We start from the raw sequence: 15,367 nt of genomic DNA on the forward strand, positions 1-15,367 counted from the left end.
ACGTTCCTCCACTAAACACTCGCTCAAGATCAATCCTTCCTGGTCCGAAAAACCCATAGATCACTCGGCGTCCCCGTTCGAGGACTCCGCAACTCCCCGCCCATGGCCATGTTCGGCACGACCTTCAATCGCTTCATTCGGCTCCACGTCGCCCGCGTGTTCACGAACCGTGAGATCGAGCGCGAATTCATCCAGACGTACCGGTCGGTCGGACTGCGCTTCGTGTTCGTCTCCTCGGTGCTCGCCGCCGCGTGCATCTTCTCGTTCGCGCTGATCGAGTTCTGGAACGGCAAGGGCATCACCGAGATGCCCCAGCCGGTGCGGGTCGTGCTCTCGGCCGCGCTGGTGGCATTCGCGTTGTTCACGAAGAAGCGCGAGTCGACGTTCCGCCGTCACTACGCCAAGTTCGCGTCGGGCCTGATCGTCATCGCCGCGTGCGTGACGCACTTCATCGCGTTCAGCTCGCGTCAGGTCGACCTGCCGTCGATGCTGTACTGGACGATCACGTCGGCCAGCGTGCTCATCACGATCATCATCTTCGGCTTCATGCGGCTGATGGTGGTCAACACGCTGCTGCTCGCCGCGTTCAACGTCTCGCTGTCGGTCGGCTTCGGACTGCTCGGCGACGGCGGTGTGACCCTCCTGTCGCGCATGGTCGTGCACGTGCTGGCCGCGAACTTCGCCTGCTTCGCGCTCTACAAGCTGGTGCTGGGCCGCGAGCGCCGGTTGTTCCTGCAGACCAAGCGCAAGCAGAACGTCGCGGAGCTGCGCCGCGCGATCGCGCGTGCCGAATCGGCCAACCGCGCGAAGTCGGCGTTCCTGGCCAACATGAGCCACGAGATCCGCACGCCGATGAACGGCATCCTCGGCACGCTCGATCTGCTGTCGCGTGCGTCGACGCAGTCGCAGCGCACGGAGCTGATGAGCGTGGCCAAGCGCTCGGCCGAAAGCCTGCTGCACATCCTCAACGAGATCCTCGACCTTTCGAAGCTCGACTCGCGCAAGGACGAGGTGCATGCCGCGCCGTTCGATCCGCGCGTGACGGTGGCCTGCGCGTTCGACGTGTTCCAGGCCAACGCCGCGATGAAGGGCGTGGCGCTGCTGGTCGAGACCGACGGCATGCCGGCGACGCTGCGTCACCTCGTTACCGACGAAGGCAAGCTCCGCAGCATCCTGCTCAACCTGATCGGCAACGCCGTCAAGTTCACCCACGAAGGCTTCGTGCACGTGCGCGCCAGCGCGAGTCTCGTCGAACCGGGTCGCGCGCAGCTCACCGTGTCGGTGGCCGACAGCGGCATCGGGATACCGGCCGGGAGCCTGTCGCAGATCTTCGATCCGTTCCATCAGGTCAATGCGGGGACCAACCGGGTCTACGCCGGTACCGGGCTGGGGCTGGCGATCTCGAAGCAACTGGCCGAACTCATGGGTGGTGACCTTTCGGTGGTGAGCGAACTCGGGCGTGGCTCGACCTTCACGCTGCGCCTCGTGGTGCCGTGCGAGAGCAGCCCCGAAGTCGCCGCGTCGCCCGAGGTCGCCGAGCCGGGCGAGCGTGCGACGACCGGACAGCTCAGCGGTCGCGTGCTGCTCGTCGAGGACAACCACGTCAACGCGTACATCGCGATGGCCATCCTGCAGAACCTCGGCCTCTCGGTGACGCACGCGCTCGACGGTCAACGCGGGCTCGACCTGTTCCGCGACGACCGCTTCGACCTCGTGCTGATGGACTGCGAGATGCCGATCCTCGACGGCTATCAGGCGACGCTCCGGTTGCGCCAGATCGAAGCCGAGCAGAAGCGTCCGCGCACGCCCGTCGTCGCGCTCACCGCCCATGCGCTGACCGGCGATCGCGACCTGTGCCTCGCGCATGGCATGGACGACTACGTCAGCAAACCGGTTCTGCATGATCCCTTGGCCGAAGTCCTTGGCAAGTACCTAGGAACGGCCTGCGAGACAGATATCGGAGCGCTTTGACGGTTCAGCCTTCCCGGAGCCAATGTATTGGAACGCCGGGGATCGGCAAGGTACTAGTTGGCACTTCCGTGCCGCACCCACGCGCACGTCGCCCGCTGAGGCGGGCATGCCACGCAGGTGAAAGCGTTCGACTCGTGTCGACCTCGGGTCGGCACACGGACGAAGTCGTGCGTTCGTAGCGTGACGAGGTGCTCGGCAGGGCGCCGCGCTCGACGAACGCGCGCGGGTCGTGTCAGCCCGTCAGCACACGAGGCGGGTCGGCGACGGGATGGAGGTGGCGACCTCGCGGCGTGGGCCGCGCGGCGCTCGAGCACTCACGCGAGGGATGGCGTGTGCCGCGGCGAGCGGCACGCGAGACGTCGTTCAGCGCGCGCTCACGCGCCGCCGATGCCGACGTTGACCTCGCCGGTTCCGTTGCACTCGCTGCAGGTCGCGCCGCCGACCTTGCCGCTGCCGCCGCAGGCCGGGCAGACGTCGTGTCCCGTTCCGGGCGTGCCGTCGGGTGCCTCGTCGCCGGGGCTCATCGGCGCGCCGGTCGACTGCGCGTTCCCCGGCTGGTCTGCGGTGCGGTCGTTGCTCGTGTTCGGCATGGCGTTCCCCTTCGGATGGATCGGTGGCGCGCCTCGCGCATGCGGCGGTGGCGTGCCGTGGCCGGCTTGGCCGACGTACGGTCGGCGACGGCGTGGAGCGGCAATGACTGTGCCCGGGGGCGCTCAGCCCGGCGCGCCGAGCGGCGGCTGCCCGCCTTCGGCCTCGAAGCGGGTCTGGCACTCGATGCAGCGGGCCGCCCACGGCTGCGCCTCGAGACGCGCCGTCGGGATGTCGACGCCGCAGTCGACGCAGATGCCGTAGCCGCCCGCCGAGATGCGACCGAGCGCGAGCTGAACCTCGCGCAGCTCGCGGAAGTCGCGCTCGCGCTCGCCGTCGGTCACGATCTCGCGCGTGATCTGCTCGCCGCGCTCGGCAAGGTCCTCGACCTGGTTGTGCGGTTGCTGGGTCTCGGACGCGTCGGCTTCCTTCGACGCGTCGAGTTCGTCACGCAGCTCGCTTGCGCGCTGCTCCAGGCGGGCTCGCAAACGCTGGATCTGCTCGTCGTGGAGTGGCATGCATTCTCCTGATGACCATCGACCCTCGACGGCCGGCAAGGCGCATGCCGGCGGCCCGAGGCGGCAGAATCGTCCGCCCGCACGACGGCTCCGACGGACGGCCGCACCGCAGCCCCGAGTGATGCCGAGCGAGCGCCCGCGAACTCCGAAAGGCTCTCATGCAACTCATCGGCATGCTCGATTCGCCCTACGTGCGGCGCGTCGCGATCTCCCTGCAACGACTCGGGCTCGCGTTCGAGCATCGGTCGGTGTCGGTGTTCCGCACCTTCGACGAGTTTCGCGCGATCAACCCGGTCGTCAAGGCGCCGACGCTCGTCTGCGACGACGGCACCGTGCTGATGGACTCGACGCTGATCCTTCAGTACGCCGAGACCCTCGCCGCGCCGGGCCGCAGCCTGATGCCCGCCGAGCCTGCCGCGCTGCGCCAGAGCCTGCGCGTGATCGGCCTCGCGCTCGCGGCCTGCGAAAAGAGCGTGCAGATCGTGTACGAGCACCAGACGCGGCCGGCCGAGCGCCGTCACGAGCCCTGGCTCGCGCGGGTCACCGGCCAGCTGCACGCCGCCTACGATGCGCTCGAGGCCGAGCTCGCGCGGGTGCCGCCGAGGGTCGAGGGCATCGACCAGGCGGCGATCACCAGCGCGGTCGCCTGGCAGTTCACGCAGCGCAGCGTTCCCGACGTCGTCGACGCGGCGGCGCACCCGGCGTTGCAGGCGCTGTCGGAGGCGGCCGAGGCGCTCGCCGAATTCCGCGCCGCGCCGCACGGCTCAGGCACCTACCGCGCCCGCGCGTAGCGTTCGGGGGCGCGCGGCACGCGGGCAGGAGAACGGGCAAGCCGATAACTGGTACGCGACTGCGCCTCACTTGCGGCGATCGGCGCCGGGCGAGGCTTCTAGCATGCCGGGATGAGCGAACCCAGCGACGATCTCGCGCGTGCATCGCCACGCCTGCCGGGTGCGGCCCTGGCGTGGGTGTGGTTCGGGACCGTCGCGCTGCTGGTCGTCGTGATCGCCGCGCTCGTCCTGCTGCACTCGCGGCGCGACATCGAGCGCCGCGAGGGCGACCGCCTGCAGGTGCAGGCGCGCGTCGTCGCCGACAACATGCGCCAGCAGATCGACGGCATCGACGAGGCGCTGCTCGGCGTGCGCGAGCACCTCGAGCAGGGCGGCGAGCTCAAGGATTCGCCGCTGATGCTGGTCCGCCACGTGGTCGCCGTGACCGACGCGCTGCCCGGCCTGCGCACGCTGCTGGTGATCGACCGCGACGGCGTCGTCACCGCTGCGAGCCGGCCCGAGTTCGTCGGCGGGCGGGTCGCCGAGCGCGCCTACTTCACCGAGGCGCGCGAACATGCCGGGCGCGACCTCCTGCACCTGTCGCCGCCGTTCCGCACCGTCGACGGCAGTTGGCTCGTGGCGCTGACGCGGACGCTGCGCGACGAGCACGGCGCGTTCGCCGGCGCGGTGACCGCGAGCCTCGATCCGGCCTACTTCGATGTCGTGATGCGATCGGTGCTCTACGCCGACGACATGCGGACCACACTGGTACACGGCAACGGCGTCGTCTTCATGACGATTCCCGTATCGGCACTCGCCGGCAACGACCTGCGGCGCCCGGGCTCGTTCTTCATGCGCCATCGCGAAAGCGGCGAGGCGGCAACGCTGCTGAGCGGCGTCTCGATGAGCAATGGCGACGCCCGCATTGTCGCGTCGCGCACGCTGCAGCGCGAGGCCCGGCCGCTCGATCCGCCGCTCGTGATCCAGGTGAGCCGCGGGTCCGACGCCGTGTTCGCCGCCTGGCGCGAGCAGCGCAACGCACTCGTGGCGATCCTGGTGCTGGTGGGCGTTGGCAGTGCCGGCGTGCTGGCGCTCCTGCAGCGGCGGCGCCGCGAGTTCGCCGCGCTCGAAGCGCGTGCGCGCAGGGAGCGCGAGGAGCACGACCGCCGCATTCGCATGATCACCGACAACCTGCCGGCGCTGGTGGCCTACATCGACAGCGACGAGCGCTACCGCTTTGCCAACGCGACCTACCGCGGCTTCTTCAAGCTGAACCCGCAGCGCCTCGTGGGTCGAACCATGGCCGAGGTGTTCGGCCCGCTCTACCACGAGGTGCAGCCGCACATCGCGTCGGCGCTCGCCGGCGAGGCCTGCTCGTACGAGCGCCACGCCACCGAACGCGGGCTCGACCTCTACCTGCGGGTCGACTACGTGCCCGACTTCGCGGCCGATGGCCGGGTCGTCGGCTTCTATTCCATGTCGATGGACATCACCGAGGCCAAGCGGGCGGAGCTCGAGCGCACCGCGAGCGAGCGGCGCCTGCAGGCGATCACCGACAACCTGCCGGTGCTGATCTCGTACATCGACGCCGACGAGCGCATCCGCTTTCTCAATGCGACGTTCAAGCAGTGGACCGGCATCGAGGTGTCGGCTGCCTTGGGGCGCAAGGTGGCCGATGTGGTCGGGCCCGCGCTCTACGCGCAGCGCTCCGACCACATCCAGCGCGCGCTCGCTGGCGAGCGCATCGAGTTCGAGCTGACCTGGCGCCGCGACGGGCGCGAGCGCTGCCTGCACAACGTCTACGTGCCCGACGTCGACGCGGATGGTCGGACCATCGGCATCTACACGCTGAGCGGTGACGTGACGGCGATGAAGAGCGTCGAGCGCCAGCTGTTCGCGCTGGCTCGCGTCGACGCGCTGACGGGTCTGTCGAACCGTGCCCACTTCAACGAGACCCTGGCCGACGCGCTCGCGCGCGCCGATCGCAGCGGCGACGCGATCGCGTTGATGTTCCTCGACATCGACTACTTCAAGCGCATCAACGACACCTTCGGGCACCCGGCGGGCGACGCCGTGCTGAAGGAGGTCGCGGCGCGCCTGCAGGCAGTGGTGCGCAAGACCGACGTGGTGGCACGTTTCGCCGGCGACGAGTTCGTGGTGATTCTCGAGGGCCTGCACGAGGCCGACGAGGTGCAACGGCTCGCCGTCACCGTGCTGCGCCAGTTCGACCGGCCGATCGCGCTCGATGCCGGGGACCTGTCGATCACCGCGAGCATCGGCATCGCGTTCCACGACGGGCCGCCGATCACGGCAGCCGAGCTGCTCGCGCGCGCCGACGAAGGGCTCTACGAAGCCAAGGGTGCGGGCCGCAACCGCAGCGTCTTCATGCGCACCGGCCCGCGCGGCCGCCCGAGCGGCATCACGATGAGCGGCACCCGCGTCACGCTGCCCGCGGGGCTCGACGACACCACGCACTGAACGCGCGCGTCATCGCCGCTTCGGCATGCGGCGCGCATCGACGCCGCGGGCACGTGCCCGGCAGCGTCGGAGCGCAGGCTCAGGCGTCCTCGTCTTCCTCGTCGGCGTCGCCGCCGGCGGTGTCGTCGTCGGTGGCGAGCTCGTCGATGCCCTCGGCGTCGAGGTCGTCGATCGAGACGTCGGCGAGGTCCTGCGCATCGGTCGGACCATCGATGCGATCGGCACCGATATCCGCGCCGACCCGCGATCCGTCCGGCACGGCGGACGCACGCTCACCGGTGCCGCCGGAATCGGAGTCGGTGCCGAGCACGCTGGGCGTCGCGCCGCCCAGCGGCCCTTCGTCGGGCTCCGTGGTCAGGCGACCTTCGCCCTGGATGTCGGCGCCGCTGTCCGAGGTGTCGCTCGGACCGAGCGTATCGGTGTCGCGGCCGCTGGCCTGCGTCGGCGCGCGCACGCCGCCAAGAATGCTGCTCTGTGCCATGGGGTGCTTCCCAACTCGGTCGTAAGAGTTCAGTGTGCCGCATCGAGCCGGTGAATTCGGGCTGCAGCCATCATGAGTAGGCATTGACCTACAAGGCGACTTCCGGTTCGTCGCTATCCTCCGCGGGTTCCACGGTGGAGGGGTTCTTTCTTGTCTTTGCGTCTCAGGCTGGTTGTGTTGGCCCTCGCCATTGCGCTGCCGGGGCTGTTGGCATCGCTGTGGATCATCGGAAGAACGTACGCCAGCGAGACCGCGACGCTCGAACAGGGGCTGCGCGACACCACGCGCGCGCTGTCGCTGGTAATCGAACGCGAGCTCGCACGCCGCGAGACGATCGCGCGCATGTTGTCCGAGTCGCCGTATCTCGATGCGGCGCCGAACCTCGCGCCGGCTGACCTCGCCAACTTCTACGCGCAGGCCCAGCGCGCGACGCAGGGCATCGACGGCTGGATCGTCCTTTCGACTCCCGATCAGCAGCTCATCAATTCGCGGCGTCCGCTTGGTGAGCCGCTGCCGCAGCGAGTGCCCGGTCAGCCGCCGCTCTATCCGTTCGCGACCGACAAGCCGCTGCTCAGCGGCCTGGCCACCGGGCGCATCAACGGCGAGCTCGCGGCGTCGATGCAGGTGCCGGTGATCCGCAACGGCAGCGCGCCGCTCAACGTCGGCCTCACCGTGCGGCCGGCCGAGATGCAGCGCCTCATCGACGAGCAGAAGCTGCCTGCCGGCTGGAACGCCGCGATCATCGACAGCACCGGCCTCATCGTCGCGCGGCGGCCCGATCCGCAGCGCTGGGTCGGGCTGCCGTCGAGCAACAACCTGCAGTCGCGCATGAAGGCGAGCGCGAGCGGCTTCTTCGAATCGGTCACGCTCGAAGGCGTGCCGAGCATGGCGTTCTTCAGCAAGTCGACGATCTACGGCTGGGCCTTCGTCATCTCGGTGCCGCGCGCGGCGTACGGCAACAACCTGCGCCGCTCGCTGGGCGAAACCGCCGCCGGCGCACTGCTGCTCATCCTGGCGGCGATCGGTGGCGCGGTGTTCGTCGCGCGGCGCATCTCGCGCCCGATCTACCGCCTGCGCGACCAGGCGCGTCGCGTCGAAGCAGGCGAGGTGGTCGAGGCCGAGAAGACCGGTCTTGCCGAAGCCGACACCGTGAGCGCCGCGCTCGCGCAGGCGAGCCAGGCCATCGCGCGTTCGCGCATCGAGCTCGAGGAGAAGGTCACCGCCGCGACCAACCTGACCCGCGATGCGCAGAAGCAGCTCTCGCAGAGCCAGCGTCTCGAAGCGCTCGGCCAGCTCACCGGCGGCGTCGCCCACGACGTCAACAACCTGCTCGCGGTGATCGACAACAGCGCCTACGTGCTCGAGCGTCGGCCGCCCGGCTCCGACAACAGCGCGCAGTGGGCCGCGATCGCGCGCGCCATCGACGTCGGTCGCCGCCTCACCGGTCATCTGCTGCGCTTCGCGCGCTGGAACGTGGTGCGGCCCGAGGTGATCAATCTCGCGACCTTCCTGCCGTCGCTTTCCGAGATCCTCAAGACCGCGCTCGGCTCGATGATCAAGGTGTCGATGCGCGTCGAGCCGTCGACGCGGACGATCCAGGCCGACCCGTCCGAACTCGAGCTCGCGCTGATCAACCTTGCCGTCAATTCGCGTGACGCGATGCCCGACGGCGGCGAGTTCATCGTCGTCGCGCGCAACGCGACCGACGAGGAAGCAAAGGGCCTCGCGCCGGGTCAGTACGTCGTGATCGCGGTGTCCGACACCGGCAGCGGCATCGCACCCGAGATCCGCGATCGCGTCTTCGACCCGTTCTTCACGACCAAGGGGCTGGGGCAGGGCACCGGGCTCGGGCTCAGCCAGATCCACGGCTTCTGCACGCAGGCCGGCGGCACCGCGCGCATCCTCGCGTCATCGCCGGCCGGCACGACGATCCTGCTGCTGCTGCCGGTGAGCGGCGCCGAACCCAGCGCTGCCGAGCCATCCGACAACGCGCCCGAAGGCGCCGAGGTGCCGCAGAACCGCGAGCTGCTGCTGGTCGAGGACAACGCCGAGCTCGGGCAGGCCACGGAGACGCTGCTGACGCTGTTCGGCTACGCGGTCACCCGCGCGTCGAGTGCGGAAGAGGCGATCGAGCTGATCGATGCCGGCGACAAGCGCTTCGACCTCGTGCTCTCGGACGTGGTCATGCCGGGCGGCATGAACGGCATCAGTTTTGCCCGCTATCTGCAGGCCAACGTGCCGGGATTGCCGATCATCCTCATCACGGGTTATGCCGCTCGCATCCAGGATGCGCACGGCTTCGAGGTGCTGCGCAAGCCCTGCGCGCCGGAAATGCTGCTGGCCGCGCTGCGCCGGGTCGAACGCAACGCCGCCTCCGGCAAGGCGGCCGAATAGGCGCGGGCGCATCGCGACGGCGGCGTCGGGCCACGCCCGGCGCCGCTGCGCGGGGTGCCTGTCCGAACGAGAAAGACTGCCGTGGCTGACCTTGCCTTCATCGAGCCGCGACGCGCGCTGCGTGCCGGCGCGGCATCGGCGTGCGCCGCGCTGCTGGGAAGCGCTCTCGCGTTGCTCGCCGGCCAGGCCGCCGGGCAGCCGGCGTCGACGCGCGGCTATGCCGACCTCAGCCTCGAGGAGCTCACCGACGTGGTCGTGACCTCGGTGTCGCGCCGGCCCGAGTCGCTGGCCGGCGCAGCCGCGTCGGTGCAGGTGGTCACCGGCGACGACCTTCGGCGTGCCGGCGTGACCACGCTCCCGGAGGCGCTGCGCCTGGTGCCGACGCTGCAGGTGGCGGCGCTGAACGCGAGCCAGTACTCGATCACGGCGCGCGGGTTCGGCTCGAGCATTGCCAACAAGCTCCTCGTCATGATCGACGGCCGCACCATCTACTCGCCGCTGTTCTCCGGTGTGTTCTGGGAAGCGCAGGACGTGCTCATCGAGGACATCGAGCAGATCGAGGTGGTCAGCGGCCCGGGCGGCGCGGCCTGGGGCACCAACGCGGTCAACGGCGTCATCAACATCATCACGAAGCCGGCCGACGACACCCAGGGCGCGGTCGGCAAGGTGATCGCGGGCAACAGCGAGCGCACCGTCGCCGCGCGCTATGGCTTCGTGCTCGGCGAGTCGAGCAGCGCCCGCGTCTACGCCAAGCGCTTCGAGCGCGACGCGTTCGATCTGGCCGGCGGCGGCGATGCCCACGACGGCTGGGGCCGCACGCAGGTCGGCTTTCGCACCGACACCCGTTTCGGCGACGACGTCGTCACGCTGCAGGGCGACGCCTACCGCGGCCACAGCGACGAGCGGCCCGAGTTCGGCGCGATCCGCCTCTCGGGCTACAACGTGCTCGGGCGCTGGACGCGGCGCCTCGGCGAGAAGGCCGACGTCGAGGTGCAGGCCTACCTCGACCGCAGCAACCGGGTCGACCGGTTCGTGCTGCAGGAACGCGCCAACCTGTTCGACGTCGAGGCGAAAGGGCGGCTGCAGACCGGCGCGCATCGCTGGCTGTTCGGCGCCGGCTACCGGCGCGGCCGCGATCACTCCGAGCCGGGCGTCTACTTCGCGTTCGTGCCGGCCGGCCGCACCGAGCAGTGGCTGTCGGTGTTCGCGCAGGACCAGATCCGGCTCGCTCCCGCGGTCGAACTCAACTCGGCACGCGCCTCGAGCGCAATCCCTACAGCGGATGGGAGGTGCTGCCGAGTGCCAAGCTCGCCTGGAACGTGACGCCGCGCGACCTGATCTGGGGCGGCGTCTCGCGCGCGGTGCGCTCGCCGGCGCGCCTCGATCGCGAGATCGTGTTCCCGACCGAGGCCCCCTACGTGCTCGCGGGCGGACCGGACTTCCGCTCCGAAGTCGCCAACGTCGTCGAACTCGGCTACCGCGGACAATGGACCACCGCCACGAGCTGGGACGCGACCGCGTTCCTGCACGACTACCGGCGCCTGCGCAGCCTCGAGACCGACGCGTTCGGTGTCGCCCGCATCGAGAACCGCATCCGCGGTCAGGTGCGCGGAATCGAGGCGTCGGCGCAGTGGCAGGCGGCGCGCGACTGGCGCCTGCGCGGCGGCCTGCTGCTGCTCAGCAAGCGCCTGCGCGCAGTCGACGGCAGCAACGACGCGGCGGGGCCGGCCGGGCTCGGCAACGATCCGAAGTACCAGTGGACGCTGCGCTCGAGCCATCGCATCGGCAGCGCCGGCGAGATCGAGGCGGCGGTGCGTCGCGTCGGCGCGCTGCCGCAGCCGCGCGTGCCGGCCTATACCGCGGTCGACTTCCGCGCGGCCTGGCACGTGACGCCGACGCTCGATCTCTCGGTCGCGGTGCGCAACGCGTTCGACCCCGGGCACGTCGAATTCCGCAGCGACCCCTACACCACCGAGATCCCGCGTGCGTTCATGCTGGCGTTGCGCTGGCAGATGCCCTGAGTCGTACGCGCCGACCATGCCAGCCGCCCGAGCTCCGCGTCTGAGATTGCTTCGGATCGCGGTCGCCGCCGCCGTGCTGGTCGCGGTACCGGTGATCGCGTGGCCGCAGCCGATCGCGGCCGGCGCCGACGAGCTCAAGGCAGCCTACCTGCACAAGTTCGCGCGCTACGTCGAATGGCCCGACAGTGCGTTTGCCGGCGCCGACGCGCCGATCGTGTTCGGCGTCGTCGGCGCCGAGGCGGTCTACGCCGAGCTCGCACGCCTGCTGCAGGGCCCGCCGCAGCCGGGCCGCGCGATCGTCGCCAAGAAGCTGGCGCCGCTCGACCCGCTCGAAGGCATCCACGTGCTGTTCGTCGGCGGCGCCGCGCTGTCCGCCGCGCCGTGGCAGCAGCGTGTGCAGGGCCGGCCGATCCTCCTGGTGAGCGATCGCGCCCAGGCCCTCGAATCCGGCGCCGCGCTCAACTTCGTGCTGGTGCAGAACCGCCTGCGCTTCGAGGCATCGATCGTCGCCATCGAGCATTCGGGGCTGCGCGTCAGCTCGCGCCTGCTCGCGCTCGCGCAACGCGTGGTGGGCTCGCCATGAAGCGGCGCGGGTCGCTGCGTCGCAAGATCACCGTGGTCGTGATGACCACGACCGCGGTCGCGCTGCTCGTCAGCGCGGCGTCCCTGCTGCTCTACGAACTGCGCTCGTATCGCGACGCCTGGGTCAACGACCTCACCACGCAGGCCGAACTGGTCGCCAATTCGGTCGGCGCCGCGCTCACCTTCAATGACGCGGCGGCCGCGTCCGAAAACCTCGCGTTGCTGCGCCTGCGCCCGCAGATCGAGTCCGCAGCGGTGTACCGGGCGAGCGGCGAGCGCTTCGCCAGTTACGCCAGCGCCGAGGCGCACGCGGCGCCCCCGCCGACGCTGGCATCGAAGCCGACGGGCTCGGACTTCGAGGGCGACCGCCTGACGCTGGTACAGCCGGTGATGCACGGCTCCGAGCGTCTCGGCACGGTGGTGCTGGTCGCGCACCACGACGTCGGCGGGCGCATCGTCGACTACCTGGCCATCCTCGCTGCCGTCACCCTGGCGAGCATGGCGCTGGCCGCACTGATCTTCAGCCGCCTGCAGCACGGCGTGACCGAGCCGATCCTCGCGGTCGCGCAAACCGCGCGCGATGTCGTGCAGCGGCGCGACTTCGACCTCAAGGTGCCGCGCCAGAGCGACGACGAGATGGGCGTTCTGGTCGACGCGTTCAACGACATGCTGGCGAGTCTGTCGACCGAGATCGGCCAGCGCCGGCGCGCCGAGGACGCGCTGCGCCTCGCGGACCGGCGCAAGGACGAGTTCCTGGCGATGCTCGCGCACGAGCTGCGCAACCCGCTGGCCCCGCTGCTCAACGGCCTCGAGCTGCTGCGCGACCCGCGCACCGAACCCGATGTGCAGGAGCGCGCGCGCAACATCATGGGCCGCCAGCTGCAGCAGATGGTGCGATTGATCGAAGACCTGCTCGACGTGTCGCGGATCACCACCGACCGACTCGAGCTGCGGCGCGACCCGCACGACCTGCGCGACGTGCTGCGCGACGCGATCGAGGTGGTCGATCCGGTGATGCGCGAGCGCGGCCACACGCTCGTCACGCAGCTGCCCGAGCAGCCGGTCTGGGTCGAGGCCGACGCGACGCGGCTCGCCCAGGTGTTCGTCAACCTGCTCAACAACGCGGCCAAGTACACCGATCCGAACGGCCGCGTCGTGCTCGCGGCGCGTGCCGACGACGGTCGCGCGGTGGTGTCGGTGAGCGACAACGGCGTCGGCATCGACCCGGCGCTGCAGGGCGGCATCTTCGAGATGTTCGTGCAGGCCGATCCGTCGATCGAGCGCGGTCGTGCCGGCCTGGGCGTGGGCCTCACGCTCGCCCGCAAGCTGGTCGAGTTGCACGGCGGCACCATCGGCGTGAAGAGCGCCGGCATCGGGCAGGGCTCGGAGTTCACGATCACGCTGCCGCTGATCGCGGCGCCGGCGCAGGCCCCGGCGGTGGCGCGACGGCTGAGCGACGCGCACCGGCGCGTCGCTCAGCGCACGCCGCTCGCGGCGGCCCTGCCGTCGGTGCCGAGCCGCGGGGTCGCGGGGGCTGCCGGTCCAGGCGCGGCGGGGGCGGCGACAGCGCCGGCGCCGACCCAGGCTGCGCACGCGGCCGGGGACGCGACGAAACCGGCCGCTCCGGCGACCGCGGCGCCGCCACCGCCGAGCGCGCCGACGTCCGCCGCTAATACGCGGAACGCGACGCCGGCGGCTTCGCCGCAGCGCGAGCCCATGCCGATCGCTGCAGCGCCCGCCGCGCTCATCGCCGCCAGCTCGGATGCTCGCGCCGCCGCCGGCGGCCCGGCGCCCGGACCGACCGCCACCCGCGCGGCCCCGCGGTCGGCTGTCGCGTCCTCCGGATCAGCCGCGCGGGCTGCCGCCGAGCGCCGCCGCGCGCCCGCGGGCGGTCTGCGCGTGCTGATCGCCGACGACAACCTCGACCTCGCCACCAGCCTTGGCGACGTGCTCGGCTCCCTCGGGCACAAGGTCAGCATCGTCCACGACGGCCACGCGGCGCTCGAAGCCGCGACCAGCCAGCCGTTCGACGTGGCGCTCTTCGACATCGGCATGCCGGGCCTCAACGGCTACGAGCTGGCGCGGCGGGTGCGGGCCAGCGAAACGGCGCGCGACCTCCTGATGGTCGCGGTGACCGGCTTCGGCCAGCAGGCCGACCGCGAGCGCACCGCTGACGCGGGCTTCAACCGTCACATGGTCAAGCCGGTCGCGCCGCGCGAACTGATCGAGTTTCTCGACGCGCACGCGCGCCGCCTCGAAGGCGGCGAAGCGCCGCCGGGCGGCGGCTGAGCCGGGCGTTGCCCGAATCGCGTCAGACGCGCTCGATCACCATCGCGATGCCCTGGCCGACGCCGATGCACATCGTGCAGAGCGCGTAACGGCCGCCGCCGCGCTGCAGCTGGTTGACGGCCGTCGTGATCAGACGGGCGCCGCTGGCACCGAGCGGGTGGCCGAGCGCGATCGCGCCGCCCCACGGGTTGACGCGCGCGTCGTCGTCGGCAACGCCGAGGTCGCGCAGCACCGCCAGGCCCTGCGCCGCGAACGCTTCGTTGAGCTCGATCACGTCCATCTGGTCGAGCGTGAGACCGGTGAGCGCGAGCACCTTGCGCGTCGCCGGCGCCGGGCCGAAGCCCATGATGCGCGGCGGCACGCCAGCGGTCGCCATGCCGACCACGCGCGCCTTGGGCTTGAGGCCATGGCGCACCGCCGCGTCCTCGCTCGCCAGCAGCAGCGCGCAGGCGCCGTCGTTGACGCCCGACGAGTTGCCGGCGGTCACCGTGCCGTCGGGGCGCACCACGCCCTTCAGCTTGGCGAGCGCCTCGAGGCTGGTGTCGCGCGGATGCTCGTCCTTGGCGACGACGATCGGGTCGCCCTTCTTCTGCGCGATCGTGACCGGCGTGATCTCGGCATCGAAGTGGCCCGCCTTCTGCGCCGCGATCGCCTTCTGCTGCGAGGCGAGCGCCATGCGGTCCTGCGCCTCGCGCTCGATCTTGAAATCGGTCGCGACGTTCTCGGCGGTCTCCGGCATCGAGTCGACCCCGAAGCGCTCCTTCATGAGCTTGTTGACGAAGCGCCAGCCGATGGTGGTGTCGTACACCGCGTTGCTGCGCGCGAACGCGGTCTCGGCCTTGGGCATCACGAAGGGCGCGCGGCTCATGCTCTCGACGCCGCCGGCGATCATGAGGTCGGCCTCGCCGCAGCGGATCGCGCGCGCCGCGCTGCCGGTCGCGTCCATGCCGGAGCCGCAGAGGCGGTTCACGGTCGACCCCGGCACCTCGATCGGCAGCCCGGCGAGCAGCGACGACATGTGGGCGACGTTGCGGTTGTCCTCGCCGGCCTGGTTGGCGCAGCCGAAGATCACGTCGCTGACGGCGGCCCAGTCGACCTCGGGGTTGCGCGTCATCAGCGCGCGCAGCGGGATCGCGCCCAGGTCATCGGTTCGCACCGATGCGAGCGCACCGCCGTAGCGGCCGAAGGGCGTGCGGATGGCGTCGCAGATGTAGGCGTCTCGGGTCATCGGGGTCTCCTCGGGCGCCTGGCGTGCGGCGCCGCTGGGTGGCGGGC

General features: G+C 70.8%; 12 protein-coding genes. 8 read left to right on the top strand and 4 right to left on the bottom strand.

The window, feature by feature from the left end:
* The first annotated feature begins 102 nt into the window (after nt 1-102).
* Nucleotides 103-1,971 carry an ATP-binding protein gene (locus HQN59_RS07075; RefSeq protein ID WP_176067567.1) on the top strand — a complete coding sequence of 623 codons (1,869 nt, stop codon included), beginning with the start codon at nt 103-105 and terminating at the stop codon, nt 1,969-1,971.
* Nucleotides 1,972-2,345: 374 nt separating this feature from the next.
* On the opposite strand, the gene HQN59_RS07080 is transcribed toward HQN59_RS07075, so the two are convergent.
* Both HQN59_RS07080 and HQN59_RS07085 read right to left on the bottom strand, forming a co-directional pair.
* Nucleotides 2,346-2,561, bottom strand: coding sequence for a hypothetical protein (locus HQN59_RS07080; RefSeq protein ID WP_176067535.1), 216 nt, complete (start codon nt 2,559-2,561; stop codon nt 2,346-2,348).
* 123 nt (nt 2,562-2,684) lie between these two features.
* Nucleotides 2,685-3,077, bottom strand: a complete 393-nt coding sequence (locus HQN59_RS07085; RefSeq protein ID WP_176067568.1) for a TraR/DksA family transcriptional regulator — start codon at nt 3,075-3,077, stop codon at nt 2,685-2,687.
* Nucleotides 3,078-3,235: 158 nt separating this feature from the next.
* Here HQN59_RS07085 and HQN59_RS07090 point away from each other — a divergent pair, with 158 nt between their 5' ends.
* Nucleotides 3,236-3,868: a glutathione S-transferase family protein gene (locus tag HQN59_RS07090; protein ID WP_176067570.1), complete on the top strand. Its 633-nt coding sequence runs from the start codon at nt 3,236-3,238 to the stop codon at nt 3,866-3,868.
* Between the two features lie 111 nt (nt 3,869-3,979).
* Complete coding sequence (locus tag HQN59_RS07095) at nt 3,980-6,325, top strand: diguanylate cyclase domain-containing protein (protein WP_176067577.1); 2,346 nt, start codon at nt 3,980-3,982, stop codon at nt 6,323-6,325.
* A gap of 79 nt (nt 6,326-6,404) precedes the next feature.
* On the opposite strand, the gene HQN59_RS07100 is transcribed toward HQN59_RS07095, so the two are convergent.
* Complete coding sequence (locus HQN59_RS07100; protein WP_176067579.1) at nt 6,405-6,806, bottom strand: hypothetical protein; 402 nt, start codon at nt 6,804-6,806, stop codon at nt 6,405-6,407.
* A gap of 177 nt (nt 6,807-6,983) precedes the next feature.
* Between HQN59_RS07100 and HQN59_RS07105 the strand changes: the two genes are divergently transcribed.
* The 5 genes from HQN59_RS07105 to HQN59_RS07125 all read left to right on the top strand — a co-directional run bounded on the left by HQN59_RS07105 (nt 6,984) and on the right by HQN59_RS07125 (nt 14,092).
* A complete protein-coding gene (locus HQN59_RS07105; RefSeq protein WP_176067581.1) occupies nt 6,984-9,200 on the top strand; it encodes a response regulator in 2,217 nt (738 codons plus the stop codon).
* Between the two features lie 81 nt (nt 9,201-9,281).
* Entirely contained in the window at nt 9,282-10,523 is a 1,242-nt protein-coding gene (locus HQN59_RS07110) for a TonB-dependent receptor plug domain-containing protein (protein ID WP_176067583.1), read from the top strand.
* Nucleotides 10,490-11,221 carry a TonB-dependent receptor domain-containing protein gene (locus HQN59_RS07115; protein WP_176067585.1) on the top strand — a complete coding sequence of 244 codons (732 nt, stop codon included), beginning with the start codon at nt 10,490-10,492 and terminating at the stop codon, nt 11,219-11,221. The genes HQN59_RS07110 and HQN59_RS07115 overlap by 34 nt, the downstream gene beginning before the upstream one ends.
* A 46-nt stretch (nt 11,222-11,267) precedes the next feature.
* Nucleotides 11,268-11,804: a TOL_0243 family YfiR-like periplasmic protein gene (locus HQN59_RS07120; protein WP_176067587.1), complete on the top strand. Its 537-nt coding sequence runs from the start codon at nt 11,268-11,270 to the stop codon at nt 11,802-11,804.
* Nucleotides 11,801-14,092 (top strand): sensor histidine kinase, YfiR-like protein-associated, encoded by a 2,292-nt coding sequence (locus tag HQN59_RS07125; RefSeq protein ID WP_176067589.1) that lies wholly within the window; start codon nt 11,801-11,803, stop codon nt 14,090-14,092. Before HQN59_RS07120 ends, HQN59_RS07125 begins: the two co-directional genes overlap by 4 nt.
* A 22-nt stretch (nt 14,093-14,114) precedes the next feature.
* Here the strand turns inward: HQN59_RS07125 and pcaF are convergent, their stop codons facing one another.
* Nucleotides 14,115-15,320, bottom strand: a complete 1,206-nt coding sequence (pcaF, locus tag HQN59_RS07130; protein ID WP_176067591.1) for a 3-oxoadipyl-CoA thiolase — start codon at nt 15,318-15,320, stop codon at nt 14,115-14,117.
* Between the last annotated feature and the right edge of the window lie 47 nt (nt 15,321-15,367).

It is taken from the genome of Rhizobacter koreensis (assembly GCF_013366375.1).
Taxonomy (GTDB): domain Bacteria; phylum Pseudomonadota; class Gammaproteobacteria; order Burkholderiales; family Burkholderiaceae_C; genus Schlegelella_A; species Schlegelella_A koreensis.